This window comes from Calidifontibacter indicus (genome assembly GCF_003386865.1).
Classification (GTDB): Bacteria; Actinomycetota; Actinomycetes; order Actinomycetales; family Dermatophilaceae; genus Yimella; species Yimella indica.
In genome coordinates this window covers 910,583-933,445 of record NZ_QTUA01000001.1, presented here as the reverse complement: position 1 = coordinate 933,445, position 22,863 = coordinate 910,583, and the positions used below count along the sequence as shown (strand labels likewise).

The window sequence follows — 22,863 nt, the reverse complement described above, 5'->3', positions numbered from 1 at the left end:
GTTGGTGCTGCCGCTGGACGTCCCGGTGCCGGCGCTCGAGACGTTGTTCGCGGTGCCCCAACTCTGGGACGTGGAGTCGGACGACGAGGTGGAACTCGATGACGAACTCGAGCTGAGGCTCGACGTGCTCGAACTGCTCGACGGGGTGGACGAGCTGCTGGAACTCGAGGACGTCGGGGATGACGTCGAGGTCGTGCTTGTGCTCGTGCTCGTGCCGGACGCCGCAGTCGCCTGGTGGGCGAGGTCGGCTCCGATGCCGCCGACGGCAACGACGCCGGCGGCGAGCACGCCGACGCCGAGCAGCCGCGAACGCTGCATCACTGGGGATGTCTTTGACATCTTTTTCTCCTGGTATCGGTGAAGGTGAACCCAGGATGCGAGGCCAGCTTCTCCGGCAGACAGGACGAAGCTGTGAGCCTCTTGTGACGATTCGCCAGTCGTCTCGTAGCGCGAGCCGCTCGCTGAACGCGAACAAATGGTGCAATTCGCGATCGGCGAGCAGATTACGAACATGAAGAAGAACTGGTCCGATCTCAGCCCCACCACCCAGCGCGTGCTGGTGGTCGCAGGGATTCTCTACGGACGGGCCGCCTCGCCCACCACGAACCGGCGCGCGGTGATGACCTCGGGTTCGATCCGCAGGGAGTAGGGCTTGCAACCCCTCGTGCCACGGCACCAGAGGTTGCTTGGGCGCCTCCAGCACCTCGTACAACTTGGTGACCGTCGGCGCGTGCCCTTTCACCACGACGCTCCATGCCTCGTGATGCTCGCGGGCGCGACGTCACCAGTACCGCGCCCGGTACTGCCGCTGCCAGTTCGCGCAGGGCTGGGTCGATCCGCGCCGCACCCCCTGACAGGGCGGCCGCTCGCCGCCCGAAGATGTCGGGTCGTCGCCGAACTCGTCGTCGAACCCATCGCCGAACTCGTCGGGGTCGAGGTCTTCGTCGAACTCCATGAGGATGCGCTCGATCCCTCCGATCGGCGGCGGTTCGCGCCGCAGTTCGTACACGTTGAGGAACACCTCGCAGTCGCAGCAGCACGCACCCATCCGGGAGAGCCGCTCGCGCAGCGCCGTGGCTCTGGGCGCGACGGTGTCGCGGTAGTGGTCGATGAATCGCGGCCCTCGGCAACCCCATTCGCCGAGCATGCGGGCCAGGTAACAGACCAGGCACTCCCCCGGCAGCGGGCCGATCAGCCGCAGCGATGTCCGGGCGAGAAACAGTTCGGCGTCATCCAGGATCTCGTCGTTCGTCATGCCGGCGAGCAGACCACCGGCACCCCGACGTCCGCCGCGCCGCCCGATCACCCGGTGGACAACGCGATAGTCGAGTGCAGGGTGTGGAAGGCCGATGCCGGCCGACGCGAGTCGACACAATGGCCGCATGCCCGAACTCCCACACCCGATCACCGGACAACTCTTCGCGTCTCCGGTGCCACCCGGCACCGGCTGGCCCGGTGACCCGGCCGACGCCGACACCCCGGTCGCCCGCTCTGCCGACGAGGTGAGCGAGTTGGCCTCCGGCGCAGGCGATCTCGGCGAGCTCGACGCCCGCATCTCGGTCTGCCGCGCCTGCCCGCGACTCGTCGACTGGCGCGAGGAGGTCGCGCAGAAGAAACGGGCATCCTTCGCCGATCAGCCCTACTGGGGCCGCCCCGGCCCCGGGTTCGGCGACCCGCACGGACGCGTCCTGGTCGTCGGCCTCGCACCCGCGGCCAACGGCGCCAACCGCACCGGACGCATGTTCACCGGCGACCGTTCTGGTGACTGGTTGTACGCGGCGTTCCACCGGGCCGGCTATGCCAACCAGGCGTCGTCGCTGCACGCCGGCGACGGACTCGAACTCACCGACCTGCGCATCGTCGCCGCCGTGCGATGCGCGCCGCCCGACAACAAACCGACCACGCAGGAGAAGCGCACCTGCGCGCCCTGGCTCGACCGCGATCTGCAGTTCGCGCAACCGCACCTGCGGTCGATCCTGGCGCTCGGCTCGATCGGCTGGGACTCGGCTCTTGCCGCCGCCCGGCGCCTCGGCTGGGAGGTGCCACGACCCAAGCCGAAGTTCGGTCATGGAGCGATTGCGTTGCTACGCAACGAAACCCGCGAGGTGCGTCTGGTCGGGAGTTACCACGTGAGCCAGCAGAACACCTTCACCGGCAAACTCACCGAGCGGATGCTCGACGCTGCGATCGCACTGCTCGAGCCGTCCGACCAGTAGCTGTCTGGCCAGTAGCCCCCGCACCAACTCGCGCCAGGCGCGACTTACTCGTCGGTTGGGCTCGATACGCCGGAGTAACTCGCGTCTGACGCGACTTGGTGCGCCCTGTGAACACTGCCGGTGGTGTCACCCGAGGTGACCGCACTGGAAGGCTCACAGCGGCGGGACGCCTCGCCCGCCAGGCGACGAAGGAGGCGTGCGGGCGGACGGCCAAGGAGCCGCTAGATCGGTTCGAGAATGCGGCGCAGGAAGTCCTGGGTACGCGGGTTCTGCGGGTTGGAGATCACCTCGGCCGGCGGACCCTGCTCGACCACGACACCGCCGTCGATGAACAACACCTGGTCGGCCACCTGCGCCGCGAACTTCACCTCGTGCGTGACGATCACCATCGACCAGCCCTCGGCCGCGAGGTCGCGGATCACCCTCAGCACGTCGCCGACGAGCTCCGGGTCGAGGGCCGACGTGGGCTCGTCGAACAGCACGAGCTGGGGCTTCAGCGCGAGCGCCCGGGCGATGCCGACGCGCTGCTGCTGACCACCGGACAGTTGGTAGGGGTACTTGTCGACGTGGTCGGCCAGCCCCACCTTGGTGAGCAGCTCGACGGCGTCCTGGCGAGCCTGATCGGCGGGCACGCCCTGCACGACGGTCGGACCCTCGGTGACGTTCTGCAGTGCGGTGCGGTTGGGGAACAGGTTGTACGACTGGAACACCATGGCGCTGCGGGCGGTGAGTGCGGCCATCTTGGCCCGTTGGTCGGACGGCAGCCGTCCGCGCTTGTTGGGGCGCACCTGGGCGAAGTCGACCGACACCTCACCGATGCGCACGTCGCCCGAGTCGGGCAGTTCGAGTCCGTTGAGCGAGCGCAGCAGGGTCGTCTTGCCCGAGCCGGAGGGTCCGAGGATCACGGTGACGCTGCCCTCGGGCACCGAGAACGAGATGTCCTCGATCACCCGGTGGTCGCCGAACGCCTTGCGGAGGTTGGTCACCTCGAGCAGGTCTGTCATGCCTGGCCTTCCACGAGTTGCGAACTGATCAGGATGCGAACCGGGCTCATGCCACGAACCTGCTGACCCGCCGCTCGATGCGCGCTTGGGCGAACGACAACGCGACGCTGATCAGCCAGTAGTAGATCGCCGCGAGCCCGTAGAGCGTGAAGAACTTGAAGGTCGGCGCGGCGGCGATCTGCGCCTGCCGCAGCAACTCGACGACGAGGATCGACGACGCCAGCGAGGTCGACTTCACCAGGTCGATGAGCGTGTTCGACAGCGGCGGGACGGCGGTGCGCGCGGCCTGCGGGATGATCAGTCGGCGCAGGGTGGTGCGGTAGTCCATGCCGATGGTGCGGGCCGCTTCCCACTGCCCGCGCGGCACCGACTGGATCGCCGCGCGGATGATCTCGGCGCCGTAGCCGGCGACGTTGAGCGAGAACCCGATGACGGCGGCCGTGAACGGCGCGAGTGTCCACCCGAACTGCGGCAGACCGAAGTAGATGAGCAACAGCAGCACGAGCACCGGGATGCCGCGGAACACCGAGATGAACAGCCGCGCCGGCAGGAACGCCAACGGGTTGGTCGACATGCGTGCGACGGCGACGCCGAGCGCGATGATCAGGCCGATGACGAAGCTGATGATCGTCAGCGGGATCGTCACCTTGATGGCTGCCCAGGCCATCGGCCAGGCGTTGTCGCGGATCATCTTCCAGTCGGTGATCGGCTCGGCTTTGGGGTCGAAGTACTTGTCGTAGAGCCGCTGCGAGGTGCCGTCGGCCTTCAGCTGCGCGATGCCCTGATTGAGCTCCGGCATGAACCCGGAGTTCTTACGCGCGGCCAGCACCGACTCGGAGCGGTCGTCGGTCTCGGCGACGATCTTCACGCCCGGGTTGGAGGTGGTCGCCAGGAAGTTACGGACGGCGAGCTTGTCGTTGACGACGACGTCGACGCTGCCCTGGCGCAGGTTCTGGATCGCTTTGTCCATGCTGTCGACGCCGACGATCTGCGCGCCGGCCTTCTTGGCGGTGTCGGCCCAGTTGCTGGTGAGGTTCTGCCCGGCCCGCTTGCCCTTGAGGTCGGCGAGCGACTTGATCGTGGTGTTGTTCTCGGCGACCAGCACGACACCGGTGGTGTCGATGTACGGGTCGGACAGGTCGTAGAGGCCGGCCCGCTCGGGGTTCTTGGTGACCTGGTTGGCCACTACGTCAACGCGGCCGGAGGTGAGCGCCGCGAACATGGAGTCCCACGGCACTTCGACGAACTGGATCTCGACACCGAGCTTGTTGCCCAGCGCCTTCATGAACTCCACGTCGTAGCCGGTGAGCTGACCGCCCTGGTGGTAGCTGAACGGCGGGTAGACGCCCTCGGTGCCGACCTTCAGCACCTTCGGAAGCGCCATGGCCGGTGCGACCGACCGAGCAGCCGAGGCCACCGGTGCGGCCATCGCGCTGCCGCCCGCCCCGAACAAGGCAGTGAAGGCAACCAGGACGGCGGCGAGCCCGGCAAGCGCACGCGCGGTGATGGAACGCATGAGGTCCAGTTATACGCCGGTTCGGTCCGTGAGGCGATCCAGCACCGACCGCGCCCCGAGCGCCCAGCACACACCGCACCGTCCGCGCACCCGAGCCGGCTGTCGGTGCCGTCTGTAAAATGGACGCACTCCCCTTTTTGCCACCAGACGGAAGGACGCCTGGCGTGCTCTACGTACTCATTGCCGCGCATGCGGTGGCGGGTGCGTCGACCCCGATCCTGGCCCGCCTGCTCGGCTCCCGTGCCTTCTTCGCGTTGGCCCTGGTTCCGCTGCTGTCCGGCGTCTGGCTGGTGCAGCTGGCGCCGACGATCACCAGCGGCAGCACCTACGACACGCAGTACTCCTGGATCCCCTCGCTCGGGGTCAATCTCGACCTCCACGTCGGGCTGGTGCAGTGGCTGCTGGCGATGGTCGTCTGCTGGATCGGCACGCTCGTGCTGGTCTACTGCCGGTGGTACTTCGACGGCGAGATGCCGATGCGCAGCGGCTCGATCCTGACGATCTTCGCCGGCACCATGCTCGGTCTCGTCACTGCCGACGACCTGGTGCTGATGTACGTCTTCTGGGAGCTGACCTCGGTCTTCTCCTACCTGCTCATCGCCCACGACCCCACCCGCCGGGCCAACCGAGGCGCCGCCAACACCGCGCTGCTGGTGACCACGACCGGTGGCCTCGCGATGCTCATCGGCATCGTCGCGCTCGGCCACGAGGCCGGCACCTACTCACTCAGCCAGATCGTCGCGGCGCCGCCCGAAGGCACGATCGTCACCGTCGCGGTGCTGCTGCTGTTGGTCGGCGCGCTGAGCAAGTCGGCGCTCATCCCGTTCCACTTCTGGCTGCCCGGCGCGATGGCTGCCCCCACCCCGATCTCGGCCTACCTGCACGCCGCGGCAATGGTGAAGGCCGGCGTCTACCTCGTGGCGGTGCTCGCGCCGTCCTTCGCCGACACCCCGTTCTGGCGGCCTGCCGTGCTGGTGCTCGGCACCGCCACCATGTTGGTCGGAGGGTGGCGGGCGCTACGCCAGAGCGACCTCAAACTGCTGCTCGCCTACGGCACCGTGAGCCAACTCGGGTTCATGGTGCTGCTGGTCGGCGTCGGCACTCGGTCGGCCGCGCTCGCCGGCCTCGGCATGGTCATCGCGCACGCGCTGTTCAAGTCGACCCTGTTCATGTGCGTCGGCATCATCGACCACAGCGCCGGCACCCGAAACCTGCACGAGCTGGGCGGGGTGGGCTACCGCGTGCCGTGGCTGGCCGTGATCGGTGGCCTGGCTGCGCTGTCGATGGCCGGTTTCCCGCCGCTGCTCGGCTTCGTCACCAAGGAGTCGGCCTTCGAGTCGGTCACCAACCTGGTCACCGGTGAGCCACCGTCGATCTCGCCGCTCGCCGCCGGCGTCGTCGCGTTCGCGCTGGTGTTCGGTTCGGCGCTCACCGTCGCCTACAGCCTGCGCTGGTGGTGGGGCGCGTTCGCGCAGAAGGAGGGCGCACCCGAACTCAACTGGCACCGTCCGGCCGTCGGCATGGTGCTCGCGCCGGCCCTGCTCGGGCTCGCCGGGCTGGTCGGCGGGTTCCTCGGCCACCCGCTGACCGACCTGCTTGCGCCCTACGCCGAGTCGATCGACACCGGCAAGGAGAGCCACGGGTTGGCCCTGTGGCACGGACTCGGCTGGCCGCTGGCGATGTCGGTGGTGGCGGTGGCCTCGGGCGTCGGCCTGTTCATGGCCCGCAAACGCATCGCCGCGGTGCAGGCCACCTTCCCGCGCACCACTACCGCGGAGGAGCTCTACCACCGCTCGATGCGCGGCATCGACCGCTTGGCCGTCGAGTCGACCGCCCGCACCCAGCGCGGTTCGCTGTCGATCTACCTCGGCACGATCCTGGTCGTGTTCGTGTGCATGGCGTTGTTCGCGCTGGTGCGCGTGCAGCACTGGCCCGACGTACGGCTGTTCGACCACTGGGTGCAGGTCTCGATCGCGGTCGTCATGGTGTGGGCGGCCTTCCTCGCCGCCACCTCCCGCGGACGGTTGCGCGCGGTGCTGCTCACCGGTGTCACCGGTTACAGCCTCTCGCTGATGTTCGTGGTGGCGGGCGCACCCGACCTCGCGCTCACCCAGGTGCTCGTCGAGACGATCAGCCTCGTCATCTTCGTGCTGGTCATCCGCAAACTGCCGCGCTACTTCACCAACCGTCCGTTGAGCTCGACCCGCTGGTGGCGGGTGCTGGTGGCGCTGCTGGTCGGCACCACCGTGACGCTCGTGGCGCTGGTGGCGGGCGGTTCGCGCACGGCTACCCCGGTGAGCGAGCGCTGGTACGACCTCGCCTACGAATTCGGCTACGGCAAGAACATCGTCAACGTCGCGCTCGTCGACATGCGCGCGTGGGACACCTTCGGCGAGATCTCCGTGCTCGTCATCGCGGCCACCGGCGTCGCCTCGCTCATCTTCCTGCGCTCGCGCACCACCGACGTCACCCGCACCGCGGAGGCGATGGAGCAGCACGACGACGACCACAAGGACGACCACCACCCCGGCGTCTGGCTGCGTGGCGGCCAGACTCTCTCGCCGCGCACCCGCTCGCTGGTGTTCGAGGTAATCACCCGGCTGCTGTTCGGCTCGCTCATCATCACATCGATCTACCTGCTGCTCGCCGGCCACAACCTGCCCGGCGGCGGGTTCGCCGGTGGCCTGGTCGCCGGCATGGCGCTGATGATCCGCTACCTCGCCGCCGGTCGCCACGAACTCGACGAGGCCGCACCGTTCGACGCCGGACGGCTGCTGGGCGCCGGCCTGTTCGTCGCCATCGCTTCGGCGATCGCGCCGGTGCTGTTCGGTGGCAAGGTGCTGGAGAGCTACGACCTGAAGGTGAGCATCCCGGGCCCCGACGTGTGGCACACCCCGTGGGGCGCCGACTGGCCGATGCTCGGCGACCTGCACCTGGTGTCGTCGACGGTGTTCGACATCGGCGTCTACCTGATCGTCGTCGGCATGGCCCTCGACCTCGCCCGCAGCCTCGGCTCCGGCATCGACGTGCACGCCAAGGAAGACCTCGCGCCGCTGCCGATCAGCGCGTCGACCCGGGCCATCCCCGGCGGTCACGACCGGCACCTGCACACCCGCCCGACGCACCGCCCCGATCCACGAACCGACCAGCGACCCGACCAGCGACCCGAGCGAGGGGGCCCGCCGCGATGAGCGCCAACCTCACCCTCTCGGTCGCCGCCGGACTCATGGTCGCCTGCGGCGTCTACCTGCTGCTCGAGCGATCACTCACCCGCATCCTCATCGGGGTCGTGATCTGCAGCAACGGGGTCAACCTGCTCTTCCTCAATGCCGCCGGTCCGGCCGGCAAGCCGCCGATCATCGGGATGTTCTCGCGTGACTCCACCGCCGATCCACTGCCCCAGGCAATGGTGCTGACGGCCATCGTGATCACCTTGGCGGTGTCGGCCTTCGTGCTGGCGATGGCCTACCGCAGCTTCCAGCTGCACGGCCACGACGAGACCGCCGACGACGTCGAGGACGCCCGCATCCGCGCGCTGGCCGAGGCCGACGAGGCGTCCGACTCCTACGAGGAGACCACCTTCTCCGACAGCGGCGAGGACGTGGTGAGCGAATGAACAACCTGCTCCCCGTGCCCGTCCTGCTCACCATCTTCGGTGCCGGTGTGGCCCTCGCCCTCCCCCGCCGTCCGCGTTTGCAGCGAGCGGTGTCGATCCTGTGCCTGGGCGGGGTCATCACCGTCGCGGCGGTGCTGATGTACCACACCGACCGGGTGGGCCCGCTCGCCCTGTGGGTCGGTGACTGGCCCGCGCCGCTGGGCATCGCGCTGGTCGCCGACCGGCTCAGTTCGCTGATGCTGTTCGTCGCGGCCGTCATCGCCCTGGCGGTGCTGGTGTTCTCCACCGGGCAGGACCAGGACGAGGTGCGCCGCGAGACACCCGTCTCGATCTACCACCCCACCTTCCTGCTGCTGATCGCCGGCGTCTCCAACGCCTTCCTGGCCGGGGACCTGTTCAACCTGTTCGTCGGGTTCGAGATCCTGCTGTTCGCCTCCTACGTGCTGCTCACCCTGGGCGGCACCGCCGACCGCATCCGCGCCGGGACGACGTACGTCATGGTGAGCCTGCTGTCGTCGTCGCTGTTCCTCATCTCGTTGGCGTCGATCTACGCCGCCACCGGCACGGTCAACATGGCGCAACTGGCCGGACGTCTCGCCGAACTCGACCCGTCGGTGCAACTGCTGCTGCAGGTGCTGTTGCTGGTCACCTTCTCGATCAAGGCGGCGGTCTTCCCGCTGTCGGCGTGGCTGCCCGACTCCTACCCCACGGCGCCCGCACCGGTCACCGCGGTGTTCGCCGGGTTGCTCACCAAGGTCGGTGTCTACGCGATCATCCGCACCCAGACGCTGCTGTTCCCCGGGCAACACCTCACCAATCTGCTGCTGATCGCGTCACTGTTGACGATGGTGATCGGCATCCTCGGCGCGGTCGCCCAGAACGAGATCAAGCGAATGCTCTCGTTCACCCTGGTCAGCCACCTCGGCTACATGATTCTGGGCATCGCGGTCGCGAACCAGGCCGGTATGGCGGCGACGATCTTCTACACCGCGCACCACATCACCATCCAGGCCACGCTCTTCCTGGTCACCGGTCTCATCGAACGCCGCGGCGGTTCGAGTTCGCTCGACAGCCTCGGTGGGCTGGCGAAGCTGTCGCCGGTGCTCGCCGTGCTGTTCTTCATCCCGGCGATGAACCTCGCCGGCATCCCACCGTTCTCGGGGTTCATCGGCAAGCTCGGCCTGATGCACGGCGGTGCCGAACTCGGCACCCCACTCGCCTGGCTCGTGGTCGTCGGCGGCATCGTCACCAGCCTGCTGACGCTGATGGCGATGGCGAAGGTGTGGGGGCGCGCGTTCTGGGGTGTGCCGCCGGAGAAGCTGCCCGCCGAGCTGACCGAGGTGCCCGAGGACGAGGTCGAAGCGGTCGTCGACGACCGCCGTCCGATGCCCCCGCTGATGGTGGGCGCCGCCGCGCTCCTGGTCGCCTTCGGTCTCTCGTTCACCGTGTTCGCCGGCCCGCTCTACTCCTACGCCGAGCGCGCCGCGGCCAGCCTGCACAGCACCGCCTACGTCGACGCCGTCCTGAATGCGGGGCGCCGATGAACAGGTCACGATTCGCCTTCCGCCCCGCCGCGGTGCTCACGATGGCACTGGTCTGGATGCTGCTGTGGGGGTCGTTCTCGCCGGTCGCGTTCGTCGGCGGCACGCTGCTCGGCTGGCTGATCACGATCGTGTTCCCGCTGCCGCCGGTGCACCTGTCGGGGCGCCCCCACCTGGCCGGGACGGCGGTGCTCGGCTGGCGTTTGGTGCACGACCTGGTGGTGTCGTCGTGGAAGGTGATGAAGCTGACCTGGGCCCGCGAGGTGAAACTGCGGTCGGGCATCGTGCGCACCGAGTTGTTCTCCGACAACGACCTCTACCAGGTGCAGGTCGCCGAACTCATCTCGCTGGTGCCCGGCACCGTCGTGGTCGAGATCATGCGTTCGCCGCGCCGGCTCTACCTGCACGTGCTCGACCTCGAGGGTGAGCACGCCATCGACGACATCCGACAGTTGGTGCTCGAGACCGAGCGGCGGGTGCTGCGCGCGTTCGGCACCGCGCAGGAGCGTGAGGCCTTCGAGGCCGCCTGCGTACAGCTGCCACCCGACAGTGCCCGCACCGACGAATGGGAGATGGAGGAATGACCACCGCCGCCCACGTGCTGATGGGCATCGCCGGAGTGCTGCTGTTCGTCGCGGGGCTGATCGCCGTCTCCCGCATCGCCCACGGCCCGAGCCAACTCGACCGCAGTGCCGCCGCCGACCTGGCGGTCGCCGTCGTCATCGCGGCCGTCGGGTTGTGGACCGCCTACTCCGATCAGAGCACCGAGATCAACATCCTGCTGCTGCTGTCGATGTTGGGTTTCACCAGCGCCGTCGCGGTCTCCCGGATGGTCGCCGACCGGGTCGTCAGCCGACGCAATTTCGCTCAGTCGCACCGTGACCCGGAGTCGGGCGAAGCCGGAACCGGAGACCTGTCATGACCGACGTGCTCGACCTGCTCGGTGCCCTGCTGTTGCTGCTGGGCGCGATGCTCTGCCTCGGCGCCGCCGTCACACTGGTGCGCTTCCCCGATCTGCTGAGCAAGTTGCACGGCATCACCAAACCGCAGGTGCTCGGTGTACTTGCGATCACGCTCGGCATCGCGGTGTCACTGCGCACCTGGTACGCCGTCTGCATCTGCCTGCTGATCCTGTTGATGCAGTTGTTCACCGCACCGGTGGCCGGCACCATCGTCAGCCGCAGCGCCTACCGGTCGGGTCTGATCGACCGCGAACACCTCGTGGTCGACGAGTTGGCTGACGACCTCGCCGAGTCGGGCTTCGCGCAGACCCCCGACGACAACTAGCTCGTCGGCTCACTCCAGGTAGTGCAGGATGTCGTAGGGCACCTTCACCTTGTGCACAATGTCACAGACGCCGCTCGCGTGAGTGTCCTGTGCTGCGACGCCACCGTGCCGGCGCGTCTCACCGGCTACCTACGATGACGCCGTGACCGATTCGACCGCACCGACTGCACCGACCACCGACATCCACCCGCTCGACCGCGCTCTCGAACTCACGCCCACCGAGCCCGGGGTGTGGCGCGGCCGAACCACCGCCGACTACTGGAACATGGTCGGCCCGTTCGGCGGAGTCACCGCGGCCACGCTGCTGCGTGCGGTGCAGCTGCACCCCGACGTGCTGGGCGAGCCGCTGGCGCTCACGGTGAACTTCGCCGGGCCGATCGAGGACGGCGAGTTCGAGGTGCGCGCCGAGCCGGTGCGCACCAACAACAGCAACCGGCACTGGACGCTGGAACTGCGGCAGGGCGATGAGGTGCTCACCACCGGCACCATGCTCACCGGCGTCCGCCGCGACACCTGGACGGACGTCGAGGCGACACGGCCGGAGGCCGACGGCCCGGAGAACTTCGAGCGCTACCCCGGCCTGCCCGGCATCAACTGGGTGTCGGCCTACGACCTGCGGTACGTCAGCGGCGGACTTCCGACCGAGGCCGACGGGTCGGCCGACGACTCGCGCAGCACCCTGTGGGTGCGTGACCAACCCGCCCGTCCGCTCGACCACGCCGCGCTGACCGCGATGGCCGACTGCTTCTACCCGCGCGCGTTCCGGCGGCGCGGCGGGTTCGTGCCGGCCGGCACCGTGACCCTCACGGTGCACTTCCTGGCCGACGCGTCCGAGGTGGCCGCGCACGGCACAGAGCACCTGCTCGGCACCGCGTTCTCTCGGCGCTTCGGTCGCGGATACTTCGACCAGACCGGCGAACTCTGGTCGCAGGACGGCCGTCTGCTCGCCACCAGCCACCAGTTGGTCTACTTCAAGGCCTGAGCGGCGGCGCACCCCACCGACTCCGGTCGGACAACCAGAACGCGGATCCTCGGGGTAACTGGACTGCGCGATGTCACCTCGCGGTGGAATGCTGGACCGCGGAAATCAAGGCCTCGGGGGCGGGCGAACACGGACGACAACCGGTCGTCCGGTCGCCGCGGGGCAACGACCGAGAGGCAACATCGTGTCCATCGACCCGTCCAGCGTCCAGACCACTGACCAAAGCACGGACCCAACCACGAACCGCAACGGCGACCTTGCTGCCGCGGCCGCGCCCACCGGCGCCGCGCCGCAGGCGGCCATCGCGCAGCACCTCGTCAAGACCTACGGCACCGGCCAAGCCACCGTGCACGCGCTGCGGGACGTCTGGGTCGGTTTCGACCGCGGCCAGTTCACGGCGATCATGGGGCCTTCCGGCTCGGGCAAGTCGACGCTGATGCACTGTCTGGCCGGCCTCGACGTCGCCACCAGCGGACGCGTGCTCATCGGTGAGACCGACCTGTCGAAGCTGAAGGACGCCGCGATGACCAAGCTGCGGCGCGACCGCATCGGCTTCGTCTTCCAGTCGTTCAACCTGGTGCCGACGCTCACCGCGAAGGAGAACATCACCCTGCCCCTCGACATCGCCGGCAAGGCGGTCGACCAGGAGTGGTTCGCGATGGTCACCGAACGGCTCGGGCTGACCGACCGGTTGTCGCACCGGCCGAGCGAACTCTCCGGCGGACAGGTGCAGCGTGTCGCCTGCGCCCGCGCGCTCGTCGGCAAGCCGGAGATCATCTTCGGTGACGAGCCGACCGGAAACCTCGACTCCAAGTCGTCGGCCGAGGTGCTGTCGATCCTGCGCGCGTCGGTCGACGACTTCGGTCAGACCGTCGTGATCGTCACCCACGACCCGCGCGCCGCGTCGTACGCCGACCGCGTGGTGTTCCTCGCCGACGGACGCATCGTGTCCGACCAGCGCGGACTGTCGGCCGACGACATCTATGAGTACATGAAGCAGCTCGACGGCGGCGCCGGTCAGACCGAGGAGCGCTGACATGGCCGGCACCATGGGCAAGGTCTCCTTGCGAAATCTCGGCGCGCACAAGCTGCGCCTGCTGCTCACCGTGTTGTCGGTGGTGCTCGGCACCTCCTTCGTCGCCGGCTCGCTGATCTTCACCAGCACCATCGGGCGGTCGTTCAACGACATCTTCGACAACGTCGCGATCGGGGTCGACGCCCAGGTCAGCTCGAGCAACCGGAGCAACGGCCTGACCAGCGACCTCGGCGTACCGCAGTCGGTCGTCGACAAGATCGAGTCGGACAAGGCGGCTCTCGGTGTCGATCGCGTGCAGGTGGGCTACACCGGCACCATCGCGATCGCCGACTCCACCGGCAAGGCGCTGCAGTCGGGTGGAGCTCCGATCGTCGGCGCCAACTGGGTGCCCACCGACCAGGCCCTCGACCCGAACGGCGTCCGCATCACGCAGGGCCGCGCACCCAGCGGTCCGAACGAGATCGTGCTCAACGAGAGCGCAGCCACCAAGGGCAGCCTCAAGGTCGGCTCGCGCACCAAGGTGGTCGTCGAGAACGGCGACGGCACCCCACGCGATGTCACCGTCGTCGGACTGACCAAGTTGCCCGGGGCCACCTCCGGTTACATCGAGGCCGACTTCGACGCGGCGACCGCGCGGTCGCTGTTCAGCGACGGCAAGCACGTCGGCACGGTGCAGGTCTCGGCCGCGTCCGGGGTGACTCCCGACCAGCTGAAGCAGCGGCTCGCCCAGGCGTTCCCCGACCAGAAGGTGCAGACCGGCGAAGAGGTGCGCCAGCAGACCAAGGACGCGATCAACCAGTTCCTGCAGATCTTCAACTACATCCTGTTGTCGTTCGCGGCGATCGGCCTCATCGTCGGCACGTTCATCATCTACAACACCTTCTCGATGATCGTGGCGCAGCGGGTGAAGGAACTCGCCCTGCTGCGAGCCGTCGGCGCATCGCGTCCGCAGGTCACCCGGTCGGTGTTGTTCGAGGCCTTCGTGGTCGGGCTCATCGGCTCGGTGGTCGGCTTCGCGATCGGCATCGCGTTGGCGGCCGGACTGCAGGCCATCCTCAGCTCCACCGGGGCCGGACTGCCCAGCGGTGATCTCGCGATCACCCCGACGGCCGTCATCGCCTGTCTGCTGGTCGGCATCGTCGTGACCATGGTGAGTGCCTACGCCCCGGCCCGCCGGGCCGCGCAGGTGTCGCCGGTCGAGGCGATGCGCGAGAGCCAGACCGACGGCGCCTCCTCGCTGCGGGTGCGCACCCTCATCGGTGCCCTGCTCGCCGTGCTCGGGTTCGCCGCGATCTTCAGCGGCGCCACCGGCAAGGGTGGCCAGGCGGCCGGCCTCGTCGGGCTCGGCGCGGTCGTGATCATCGTCGCCGTGGTGATGGGTGCTCCGGCGCTGTCCCAGCCGGTGATCGGCGCGCTCGGCTCGGTCATCGGGCGACCGTTCGGCAAGCTGGGCCGCCTGGCCCGCACCAACGCCGTCCGCAACCCGCGCCGGACGGCGGCCACCGCCTTCGCGCTGACCCTCGGGCTCATGCTGGTCGCGGTGATCGGCACCCTCGGCTCGTCGTTCAAGGCGACCATCGACTCGGCCGTCAGCAGTGACGTCACCGCCGACGTCATCCTCACCGGTGGCGACCAGATGGGGCTGCCGCCCGCCAGCGGCGCCACCCTGGCGAAGCTGGACGGGGTGAAGGACGTCGTGCAGCTGCGCAACGTGCCGGTGCGCATCGGCGGCAGCGACTCCGTGGGCACCGCGCCGACCGGTGACCTCTCCACCGTGCTGAAACTGGCTGTGACACAAGGGTCGTCGACGATCGGCGCCAACTCGGTGTTGGTCTCCGACAAGTTCGCGTCGGCCAACGGGCTCAAGGTCGGCTCGCCGGTCGAGCTCGCAACCCGCTTCGGCACGAAGGCCAACCCGACAGTCACCGGCATCTACACCGAGAGCGCACTCTCGGGACCGTTCATGCTCGGCGGATCGGCTTACTCCCAACTCGTGCCGAAGCAGCTGGAGCGCTCCTGGGTCACGCTGGTGAAGGTCACCGACGGTGCCCCGGTGGCGCAGGTGCAGAACCGCATCGGCGACGCGATGAAGGACTACCTGACGATCAAGGTGCAGACCCCGAAGGAGTTCGCCAACGCGCAGTCGTCGCAGATCGACCAGATGCTGCTGGTGCTGTACGGCATGCTCGGGCTGTCGCTGGTGATCGCGGTGCTCGGCATCATCAACACGCTGGCGCTGTCGGTGGTCGAACGCAAGCGCGAGATCGGGATGCTGCGTGCGGTGGGCATGCTGCGCAAGCAGGTGCGGCGCACGATCTACCTGGAGTCGATCCTCATCTCGATCTTCGGGGCGCTGCTCGGCATGATCATCGGAGTCGCGATCGGATGGTGCCTCGTGCGCACCTTCCGCGAATGGATCCCGGACATCAGCGCCGTGATCCCGTGGCCGACAATCCTGTTCACGCTGGTGATGGCGGCGGTGGTCGGCATGGCGGCGGCGTTGTGGCCGGGCATCCGGGCGGCGCGTACGCGTCCGTTGGAGGCCATCGCAGACCTCTGAGTCTTCTGCAGGCTCCTTCGGCGTTGGGCCCCGTAGCAGTCACTTCGTTCCTGCTACGGGGCTCAGCCGTCCCGGCTGCGTGAGCCTTGGTCTGTGGTCCCGTGATTGCCACCAGCGGCATTGACAAGCATTCGTTGGTCACCGAGTCGAAACCCGTTGATTCGCAGCGGGATTTGATCCACAGCCCACCTGGTCGGTGTCGTTTCTCCACAGATCTTCTGCGACTGATGGTGGGTGTCGGTGGTCGCACATATGTTTGATTCATGACCACCAGTTACGAGATCGATGAGCCTCTGAGCGAGGTCGAACTCGAGCTGATCGAATCGGTGTTGAGCCGCAAGACGTATCGGGTGCGCCCGGTGATCACGGAGCATTCCTCGGCGACGGACATGCTGGCTGCGGCGGCGCAGTTGTGTCGGGATGCGTTCGCCAAGATCGACACCGACACGATCCGGGCGGGTGAGGGTGCGTTGACGGGGCGGGTGTCGTCGGTGGAGGAGCTGCGGTCGTTGGAGGAGATGATCCGCGCGGCCGCGGTGACCGGTTCGGTGGTGCAGGCCGCTTCGGCGATCGCGATGGCGAGGTATGCCGCGATCGATCGGGAAGTCATCGACTCCGACACGGGGTTCTGTGTGCCGGTGGAACGACCGCTCGGGCATCAGGCCGACTTCGCGGACACCGATTTGGCGGCCGCCTGCCAACTCGCACCACGCACGGCGTCGACGCGTCTGGGTGCCGCGGTCACCGCGTGTACGAAAGCGCCGCGGTTGGTCGAGGCGGCGGTTGCGGGTGGGGTGCCGTTCTGGAAGGTGAACCTCGTAGCGGCCGAACTGGCCGACGCTTCCCCGGACACGGCGGCCCTGGTCGAGGCTGAGTTGTTGGGGTCGCGCGGGTTCGCCTCGTGGGGGTTCCAGAAACTCAAGTCGGCCGTGCGGGCACTGGTGACCCGGTGGGAAGCCGACGCCGCGAAACAAACGAGAAAGAGGACCGCGCGGGAAGCGATCGGGGTCTGGGCGGAAGCCTCCGACATCCCCGGGTTGTCCGAACTGCGGGCGGTGGGTCCGGCGGATCAGATCGCGAAGATCCACGCCGCGCTCGACCAGTTGGCCGACACCTGGCGTAAACACCCCGAACAACATGCCCAAGCGCACCCCGAGCAGTACCCCCAGCAGGGTTCGGAACCGGGCGCAGCCTTCAGGCCGACGCTAGGCCAGTTACGCCTCGACGCGTTGTGTGACCTCGTCACTGAAGGCTGCGACATCGGGTTTCACCTCGTCATCCACGTCCCCTTCCAACGCACCAATGCCCCCAGCGACGACCATGACGAGAGCAGTGACTGCGCCGACAACGGCGAAGGCGCCGGTGCGCAGGCGGCAAGCGATCCAGGTCCTCCCGAAAATGACTGTGACACAGCCGATCCGGAGACATCACACGGCTCGACCGGCCCACCAGATGGTGACGCCCATGGGAGGCCCCACACTGACTGGGCCGAGATCCCCGGCATCGGGTTGGTCGCACCGGACACCGTCGATGCGCTGGTCGAACGGTTCGGGTGCCGGCTGACCCGGGTGCTGTTCGACACCGACACCGGCATCACCGCGCAAACAGCGTCCGCACGCTACGAACCACCACCGAAGATCCGAGAGTTCGTCCAACTGAGGGACCAGTCCTGCCGGTTCCCCGGATGCAGCCGACCCGCGATCCGCTGCGACGAAGACCACGTGCAGGAATGGCCCACCGGCGACACCAAGGGCGCGAACCTCGCCGCGATGTGCCGGCACCACCACGACGCCAAAACCAAAGGCCACTGGGACGTCGAGATGACCGACGACGGAATCTGCACCTGGATCAGCCGCACCGGCCGCCGCTACACCACCTACCCCGACACCGACACCGGCCGCACCGAGAACGATCAGCCGGGCAACCCGCGGCGGCTAGCTCACTGGCCGGCGATACCCGCCGACCGACGCGACCGCGACCGCGACGCCGGTGGCCGGATCCGCCCAGTCGGCGACCGTCACGCCGGCCAACTCGGCCCGCGGCAGGGCGAGCGCGCCGTCGAGGTCGATCCGTCCGGTCTTGACGATCGCCTCGAGCCGCACCCACTCGGCCACGTCGCGTACCCGGCCGGCGAGCGCGGGAATCGCCACCTCGAGAGGTTCGATGTCAACGCCGACGGGTCGGTCGCTCACCGCCGCAGCCACCACCCCGGATGAGTGCGCCCAGCTGAGGAACGCCCCTTCCGTGTGCGGCGCGCCGTGCGGGCCGCCGCAGGTCGCGCACTCCTGCCAGATGCGAACCGACCCGAGCGGCCCGTCGGCACCCGCGTCAGTGGGCACATCCGGAACAACCTCGACAAGCAGCATGCGCACGAGCACCCGCGCAGCCACGAAATCGTCCCGATCCGTCTGTCGCCGCAACGCTGCCAACCGGCGCCGCTCGTCCGCACTCAACAGCGCACCGGCGTCCGGATGCGCGGCCAACAGGTCACGCGAGCGGGCGACACGGACGGCGAGCATGCACCCATCCTGCGCCATCCGGGCGCTGCACAGACGAGCCCGCTCGACCATCGGGCCGAGCGGGCTGGTCTGTGTCGCGGGCCGACTCAGAGCGTCGACTTCTCCACGGGCTCTTCCTGCGCCCGGTGCCCTTGGGCCAGGCGGCTGCGGTGGTAGCCGTAGATGAAGTAGATGATGAAGCCGAGCGCCATCCAGATGACGAACCGGATCCACGTCTCGATCGGCAGCGTGAGCATCAGGTAGAGGCAGATCAGTGCCGACACGATCGGCAGCACCGGGCTGAACGGCACCTTGAACGGGCGCTCCATCTTCGGGTTGCGGCGGCGCAGCACCGGCACCGCGACCGACACCAGGAAGAACGCGGTGAGCGTGCCGATGTTGATCATGTACTCGAGTTCACCGACCGGGGTGAGCGCTGCGACGAGGGCCACCACGGTGCCGATGCCGACCGTGATCTTGATCGGGGTGCCGGTCTTGGTGTTGACCTTGCCCAGGCTCGCCGGGAGCAGCCAGTCACGCGACATCGCGAACACGACGCGCGAGGCACCGATGAGCAAGGTCATGACCACGGTGGTCAGACCGGCGACGGCTCCGGCTGAGATGAGCGTCGCGAACCCTGGATGCCCGACGTCCTCGAACGCCTTGGCCAGGGATGCCTCGCTGGAGATCTTGTCGTACTTCACCATGCCGGTCATGACCAGCGCGACGGCGCAGTAGAGCACCGTGCAGATCAGCAGCGAGCCGAGAATGCCACGCGGAAGGTCGCGCTGCGGGTTCTTGGCTTCCTCGGCGGTGGTCGCGACGACGTCGAATCCGATGTAGGCGAAGAACACCAACGAGGCCGCGGCCAGGATGCCGGTGACGCCGTAGTGCGACTGGGTGAAGCCGAAGACCCACTCGATGAGCGGCGTCTTGAGCGTCTCGACCTGCTCGGCGGGCTGGTTCGGCGGGATGAACGGCTGGTAGTTCTCGCCCTTGATGAAGAACAGGCCGGCGAAGATCACGAATAGCACGATGAACACCTTGAGCGCGACCAGCGCCAGGTTGACCCGCAGCGACTCCTTGATGCCGATGCTCACCAGCACGGTGAGCACGGCCACGAGCAGGAAGGCCGGCAGGTCGAAGCTGCTGCCGTAGGAGACCGACTCGGGAAGCGTGATGTCGAGGTGGTCGAGGAACACCCCGAGGTAGGCCGACCAGCCCTGCGCGACCACCGATGCACCGAGCATCAGCTCCAGCAGGAGGTCCCAGCCGATGATCCAGGCGACGATTTCACCGAGGGAGGCGTAGCTGAATGTGTAGGCCGAACCCGACACCGGGATCGACGAGGCGAACTCGGCGTAACAGAGCGCCGCGAGCGCACAACACAGGGCTGCGACCACGAACGAGATCACGACGGACGGGCCGGCGAGGTCTTTGGCCGCACGGCCGGCGACGGTGAAGATGCCGGCACCGATCACGACTCCGACGCCGAACACCGTGAGGTCGAGGGCGGTGAGCCGTTTCTTGAGTTGGTACTCCGGCTCGTCGCCTTCGGCGATCGACTGCTCGACCGACTTCGTCCGCATCATGTTCGCGAAGCTCATGAGCGTGACTCCTTCCTGGGACCAGGGAACGACAACGAAATCTAGTGACCCGAAGGGCCGGTGGCTACGGATACGCGCCTTCGTCCCAAAATGTGCTGACAAATGTGACCTGCGTCCGTGGGCACCTCGTCGCCGGCCGCCAGGTCATACGCTGGGTCGCGGCCGTCCGGCCCTCCCCCGCACCTCGACTAGGAGACACACCGATGGGTCAGCGTGAAGGCATGGGAGCGATCCCGTTCGACGGTGGGGTGGCGTTTCGGGTGTGGGCGCCGAACGCCGAACAGGTCTGTGTCATCGGCGATTTCAACGACTGGGACGGCGGGGCAACCGTCATGGAGTCCGAGGGCAATGGCTACTGGTACGCCGAGACCTCGGCGCAGGTCGGGCAGGAGTACAAGTACCAGCTGACCGCCGGCGGCCAGACCTTCCAGCGGGTCGACCCGTACGCCCGCAAGGTCACCAACTCGGTTGGCAACGGCGTGATCTACGACCACGGCGCGTACGACTGGGGTGACGACAGCCCCGGCCTCTCCCGCCGCGACGACCTGGTGATCTACGAACTGCACGTCGGCTCGTTCAACGCCGAGCAGGGACGCGGCTCGTTCCAGTCGGTGATCGACCGTCTCGACCACGTGCAGTCGTTGGGAGCCAACGTGATCGAGCTGATGCCGGTGATGGAGTTCGCCGGTGACGACTCGTGGGGTTACAACCCGGCCCACCTGTTCGCGGTCGAGTCGGTGCTCGGCGGCCCGGACGGTCTGAAGGACCTGGTGAAGGCGGCCCACCAGCGCGGGCTGGCCGTGATCGTCGACGTCGTCTACAACCACTTCGGTCCGAGCGACCTCGCCACCTGGCAGTTCGACGGTTGGTCGGAGAACGGCAAGGGCGGCATCTACTTCTACAACGACGACCGCTCGTCGACGCCGTGGGGTGACACCCGTCCCGACTACGGCCGCCCGGAGGTGCGGGCGTTCATCCGCGACAACGCGGTGTTGTGGCTGAACGACTTCCACGCCGACGGTCTGCGCTTCGACATGACCCCGTACATCCGCAGCCGGGACGGTTCGGGCATGGACATCCCCGAGGGGTGGGAGATGATGCGCGAAGTCAATTCGTTAGTGCGCGAACAGTTCCCGGATCGCCTGTTGATCGCCGAGGACATGCAGCAGAACCCCGCGGTGAGCTCGACCGACGAGGGCGGCGCGGCGTTCCACGCCCAATGGGACGGCGCGTTCGTGCACCCGATCCGCGAGGCGCTGAAGGCGTCGAACGACGACGAACGCTCGTTGGAGGCGGTCGCCACAGCGATCCTCAAGACGTACAACGACGACGCCTTCGAGCGGGTGATCTACACCGAGTCGCACGACGAGGTGGCCAACGGCAAGGCTCGGGTGCCGCTCGAGGTGGCCCCCGACGACACCTCCGGCGAGCTCGCCCAGAAGCTGGCCACCATGGGTGCCGCGATGCTGCTCACCCCCCCCGGCATCCCGATGCTGTTCATGGGCCAGGAGTTTCTGCAGGACGGCTGGTTCCAGGACACCGTGCCGCTCGACTGGTCACTCGCCGAGGAACAGTCGGGAGTGCTGCAGATCTGGCGCGACCTGATCTCGTTGCGCCGCAACGCTTCCGGACGCAGCGCCGGTCTACGCGGTCAGCACACCCAACTGGTGCACGCCGATGACGCCGCGAACGTCATCGCCTACCACCGTTGGGCCGACGGCGGCCCGGGCGACAGCGTGTTCGTGGTCGTGAACCTCAGCGGCGAGGCCCGCACCGACCTGCCCGTTCAGTTCCCGGCAGCCGGTGGCTGGGAACTGCTGATGAACACCGACGGCATCAGCTACTCCGAGGAGTACGGCTCGGTCGAGTCGACCTCCGTCACCGCCGACGGCGACCCGGCGTCGGCGTCCGTGAACGTGGGCCCGTACAGCGCGCTGATCTACGGCTTCACCGGATAGCCGACCGGTCGGTTCAGAGCAGTTCGAGACCCTGGCGGGCGATGTGCAACACCATGTCGTCGAGGTTGCCGAAGTCCTGCCCCGCCATCGCGCCTGCCTTGCTGCGCTGGTTGATGCCCTGCACGATGCCGGCCAGCTTGAACGCCGAGAACCCTTGGTAGTAGCCGAGATCGGACAGGTCGAGCCCGGTCTGCTCGGCGTATCGCGCCTTCACGAAGTCGCGACCGGGGAAGCCCGGCGTGCGGGTGATCGAGGGGGTGATGCCGAACGGCTCGTCCGACTCCTCGAGCCAGTAGAACAGCGTCAACGCCAGGTCGGCCAGCGGGTCACCGAGCGCCGACAGCTCCCAGTCGAGCACTGCCGCCACCTTGCCCGGGTCGTCGGAGTCCATGATGCAGTTGTCGAGCCGGTAGTCGCCGTGGATGATCGAAACCCGTTGTGCGGTGGGGGTGTTGGTGCTCAACCGCTGGGAGAGCTCGGTCATCTCGGCCACGTCGTGGGTCTTGGAGCGGTCCCACTGCTCGGTCCAACGGCGCACCTGCCGGGCCATGAACCCCTCGGCTCTGCCGAAGTCGGCCATCCCGATCGACGCGGGGTCGATGAGGTGCAGTGCGGACTGCGTGTCGACGAGTGCGCCGGCGATGCGCTCCTTCGCGGCGGCGTCGTCGGCGTACCCGGCAGGGAGCTCCTCACGGATGACGTGCCCCTCGACCTTCGCCATGACGTAACACGGCACGCCGAGCAGATCGCCCTCGTCCGTCAGCACCACCTGCGGCACCGGCACCTGCGTGCCGGCCAGGGCTCGCTGCACCCGCGACTCACGACCCATGTCGTGCGCCGACGGCAGCAGGTTGCCCGACGGCGGGCGACGCAGGATGAGTTCGCCTGCCGCACTGGACAGTTCGAAGGTGAGGTTCGACTTTCCGCCGGCGATCAACCGGTAGTCGAAACTCGCCCAACCGGAGGCGCCGGTGGCGGCGACCAGCGCCGGACCGAGCACGGGCGGGCGGACCAGTTCGTCATGATTCTGCACGCGACCAAC

General features: G+C 68.0%; 19 protein-coding genes. 14 read left to right on the top strand and 5 right to left on the bottom strand.

Annotated elements, in window-relative coordinates:
• Positions 1-4 precede the first annotated feature (4 nt).
• The gene (locus tag DFJ65_RS17360; RefSeq protein WP_170143991.1) at positions 5-361 is read left to right on the top strand and encodes a hypothetical protein; all 357 of its coding nucleotides are present in this window, start codon (positions 5-7) and stop codon (positions 359-361) included.
• 150 nt (positions 362-511) lie between these two features.
• Positions 512-649: a hypothetical protein gene (locus DFJ65_RS17355; protein ID WP_170143990.1), complete on the top strand. Its 138-nt coding sequence runs from the start codon at positions 512-514 to the stop codon at positions 647-649.
• 132 nt (positions 650-781) lie between these two features.
• On the opposite strand, the gene DFJ65_RS04410 is transcribed toward DFJ65_RS17355, so the two are convergent.
• Complete coding sequence (locus tag DFJ65_RS04410; RefSeq protein ID WP_170143989.1) at positions 782-1,255, bottom strand: DUF2695 domain-containing protein; 474 nt, start codon at positions 1,253-1,255, stop codon at positions 782-784.
• Positions 1,256-1,382: 127 nt separating this feature from the next.
• Between DFJ65_RS04410 and DFJ65_RS04405 the strand changes: the two genes are divergently transcribed.
• Positions 1,383-2,216, top strand: a complete 834-nt coding sequence (locus DFJ65_RS04405; protein WP_115921983.1) for a uracil-DNA glycosylase — start codon at positions 1,383-1,385, stop codon at positions 2,214-2,216.
• A gap of 221 nt (positions 2,217-2,437) precedes the next feature.
• Here the strand turns inward: DFJ65_RS04405 and DFJ65_RS04400 are convergent, their stop codons facing one another.
• Both DFJ65_RS04400 and DFJ65_RS18330 read right to left on the bottom strand, forming a co-directional pair.
• Positions 2,438-3,220: an amino acid ABC transporter ATP-binding protein gene (locus tag DFJ65_RS04400; RefSeq protein WP_115921982.1), complete on the bottom strand. Its 783-nt coding sequence runs from the start codon at positions 3,218-3,220 to the stop codon at positions 2,438-2,440.
• 46 nt (positions 3,221-3,266) lie between these two features.
• Positions 3,267-4,736: an ABC transporter substrate-binding protein/permease gene (locus DFJ65_RS18330; protein WP_115921981.1), complete on the bottom strand. Its 1,470-nt coding sequence runs from the start codon at positions 4,734-4,736 to the stop codon at positions 3,267-3,269.
• 164 nt (positions 4,737-4,900) lie between these two features.
• On the opposite strand from DFJ65_RS18330, the gene DFJ65_RS04390 reads away from it, so the two are divergent.
• From DFJ65_RS04390 to DFJ65_RS04345, 10 genes are all read left to right on the top strand, one after another.
• The gene (locus DFJ65_RS04390; RefSeq protein ID WP_245949997.1) at positions 4,901-7,927 is read left to right on the top strand and encodes a Na+/H+ antiporter subunit A; all 3,027 of its coding nucleotides are present in this window, start codon (positions 4,901-4,903) and stop codon (positions 7,925-7,927) included.
• Positions 7,924-8,352 carry a Na(+)/H(+) antiporter subunit C gene (locus DFJ65_RS04385; RefSeq protein ID WP_115921979.1) on the top strand — a complete coding sequence of 143 codons (429 nt, stop codon included), beginning with the start codon at positions 7,924-7,926 and terminating at the stop codon, positions 8,350-8,352. The genes DFJ65_RS04390 and DFJ65_RS04385 overlap by 4 nt, the downstream gene beginning before the upstream one ends.
• Positions 8,349-9,896 carry a Na+/H+ antiporter subunit D gene (locus DFJ65_RS04380; RefSeq protein WP_115921978.1) on the top strand — a complete coding sequence of 516 codons (1,548 nt, stop codon included), beginning with the start codon at positions 8,349-8,351 and terminating at the stop codon, positions 9,894-9,896. The genes DFJ65_RS04385 and DFJ65_RS04380 overlap by 4 nt, the downstream gene beginning before the upstream one ends.
• Positions 9,893-10,477, top strand: a complete 585-nt coding sequence (locus tag DFJ65_RS04375) for a Na+/H+ antiporter subunit E (RefSeq protein WP_115921977.1) — start codon at positions 9,893-9,895, stop codon at positions 10,475-10,477. Before DFJ65_RS04380 ends, DFJ65_RS04375 begins: the two co-directional genes overlap by 4 nt.
• The gene (locus DFJ65_RS04370; protein ID WP_170143988.1) at positions 10,474-10,815 is read left to right on the top strand and encodes a monovalent cation/H+ antiporter complex subunit F; all 342 of its coding nucleotides are present in this window, start codon (positions 10,474-10,476) and stop codon (positions 10,813-10,815) included. The genes DFJ65_RS04375 and DFJ65_RS04370 overlap by 4 nt, the downstream gene beginning before the upstream one ends.
• Positions 10,812-11,180, top strand: coding sequence for a monovalent cation/H(+) antiporter subunit G (gene mnhG / locus DFJ65_RS04365; RefSeq protein WP_115921975.1), 369 nt, complete (start codon positions 10,812-10,814; stop codon positions 11,178-11,180). The genes DFJ65_RS04370 and mnhG overlap by 4 nt, the downstream gene beginning before the upstream one ends.
• 142 nt (positions 11,181-11,322) lie before the next feature.
• On the top strand, positions 11,323-12,162 hold the full coding sequence (locus DFJ65_RS04360) for an acyl-CoA thioesterase (RefSeq protein ID WP_211308360.1): 840 nt from the start codon (positions 11,323-11,325) through the stop codon (positions 12,160-12,162).
• A gap of 184 nt (positions 12,163-12,346) precedes the next feature.
• A complete protein-coding gene (locus tag DFJ65_RS04355) occupies positions 12,347-13,198 on the top strand; it encodes an ABC transporter ATP-binding protein (RefSeq protein WP_425452950.1) in 852 nt (283 codons plus the stop codon).
• 1 nt (position 13,199) lies between these two features.
• Entirely contained in the window at positions 13,200-15,758 is a 2,559-nt protein-coding gene (locus DFJ65_RS04350; RefSeq protein ID WP_115921973.1) for an ABC transporter permease, read from the top strand.
• Between the two features lie 263 nt (positions 15,759-16,021).
• Positions 16,022-17,974 carry an HNH endonuclease signature motif containing protein gene (locus tag DFJ65_RS04345; RefSeq protein ID WP_115921972.1) on the top strand — a complete coding sequence of 651 codons (1,953 nt, stop codon included), beginning with the start codon at positions 16,022-16,024 and terminating at the stop codon, positions 17,972-17,974.
• A gap of 389 nt (positions 17,975-18,363) precedes the next feature.
• Here DFJ65_RS04345 and DFJ65_RS04340 read toward each other — a convergent pair whose 3' ends face one another.
• Complete coding sequence (locus tag DFJ65_RS04340; protein ID WP_115921971.1) at positions 18,364-19,863, bottom strand: amino acid permease; 1,500 nt, start codon at positions 19,861-19,863, stop codon at positions 18,364-18,366.
• A gap of 203 nt (positions 19,864-20,066) precedes the next feature.
• On the opposite strand from DFJ65_RS04340, the gene DFJ65_RS04335 reads away from it, so the two are divergent.
• A complete protein-coding gene (locus tag DFJ65_RS04335) occupies positions 20,067-21,821 on the top strand; it encodes an alpha-amylase family glycosyl hydrolase (protein WP_245949995.1) in 1,755 nt (584 codons plus the stop codon).
• A 13-nt stretch (positions 21,822-21,834) separates the two neighbouring features.
• On the opposite strand, the gene DFJ65_RS04330 is transcribed toward DFJ65_RS04335, so the two are convergent.
• Positions 21,835-22,854, bottom strand: a complete 1,020-nt coding sequence (locus DFJ65_RS04330; protein WP_211308359.1) for a phosphotransferase family protein — start codon at positions 22,852-22,854, stop codon at positions 21,835-21,837.
• Between the last annotated feature and the right edge of the window lie 9 nt (positions 22,855-22,863).

Excerpts from the sequence above, each read along its gene's own strand:
- DFJ65_RS04400 (WP_115921982.1), bottom strand. The coding sequence starts at position 3,220 with ATGACAGACCTGCTCGAGGTGACCAACCTCCGCAAGGCGTTCGGCGAC.
- DFJ65_RS04345 (WP_115921972.1), top strand. The coding sequence starts at position 16,022 with ATGACCACCAGTTACGAGATCGATGAGCCTCTGAGCGAGGTCGAACTC.
- DFJ65_RS04340 (WP_115921971.1), bottom strand. The coding sequence starts at position 19,863 with ATGAGCTTCGCGAACATGATGCGGACGAAGTCGGTCGAGCAGTCGATC.
- DFJ65_RS18330 (WP_115921981.1), bottom strand. The coding sequence starts at position 4,736 with ATGCGTTCCATCACCGCGCGTGCGCTTGCCGGGCTCGCCGCCGTCCTG.
- mnhG (WP_115921975.1), top strand. The coding sequence starts at position 10,812 with ATGACCGACGTGCTCGACCTGCTCGGTGCCCTGCTGTTGCTGCTGGGC.
- DFJ65_RS04385 (WP_115921979.1), top strand. The coding sequence starts at position 7,924 with ATGAGCGCCAACCTCACCCTCTCGGTCGCCGCCGGACTCATGGTCGCC.
- DFJ65_RS17355 (WP_170143990.1), top strand. The coding sequence starts at position 512 with ATGAAGAAGAACTGGTCCGATCTCAGCCCCACCACCCAGCGCGTGCTG.
- DFJ65_RS04370 (WP_170143988.1), top strand. The coding sequence starts at position 10,474 with ATGACCACCGCCGCCCACGTGCTGATGGGCATCGCCGGAGTGCTGCTG.
- DFJ65_RS04350 (WP_115921973.1), top strand. The coding sequence starts at position 13,200 with ATGGCCGGCACCATGGGCAAGGTCTCCTTGCGAAATCTCGGCGCGCAC.
- DFJ65_RS04335 (WP_245949995.1), top strand. The coding sequence starts at position 20,067 with ATGGGTCAGCGTGAAGGCATGGGAGCGATCCCGTTCGACGGTGGGGTG.
- DFJ65_RS04410 (WP_170143989.1), bottom strand. The coding sequence starts at position 1,255 with ATGACGAACGACGAGATCCTGGATGACGCCGAACTGTTTCTCGCCCGG.
- DFJ65_RS04375 (WP_115921977.1), top strand. The coding sequence starts at position 9,893 with ATGAACAGGTCACGATTCGCCTTCCGCCCCGCCGCGGTGCTCACGATG.
- DFJ65_RS04405 (WP_115921983.1), top strand. The coding sequence starts at position 1,383 with ATGCCCGAACTCCCACACCCGATCACCGGACAACTCTTCGCGTCTCCG.
- DFJ65_RS04380 (WP_115921978.1), top strand. The coding sequence starts at position 8,349 with ATGAACAACCTGCTCCCCGTGCCCGTCCTGCTCACCATCTTCGGTGCC.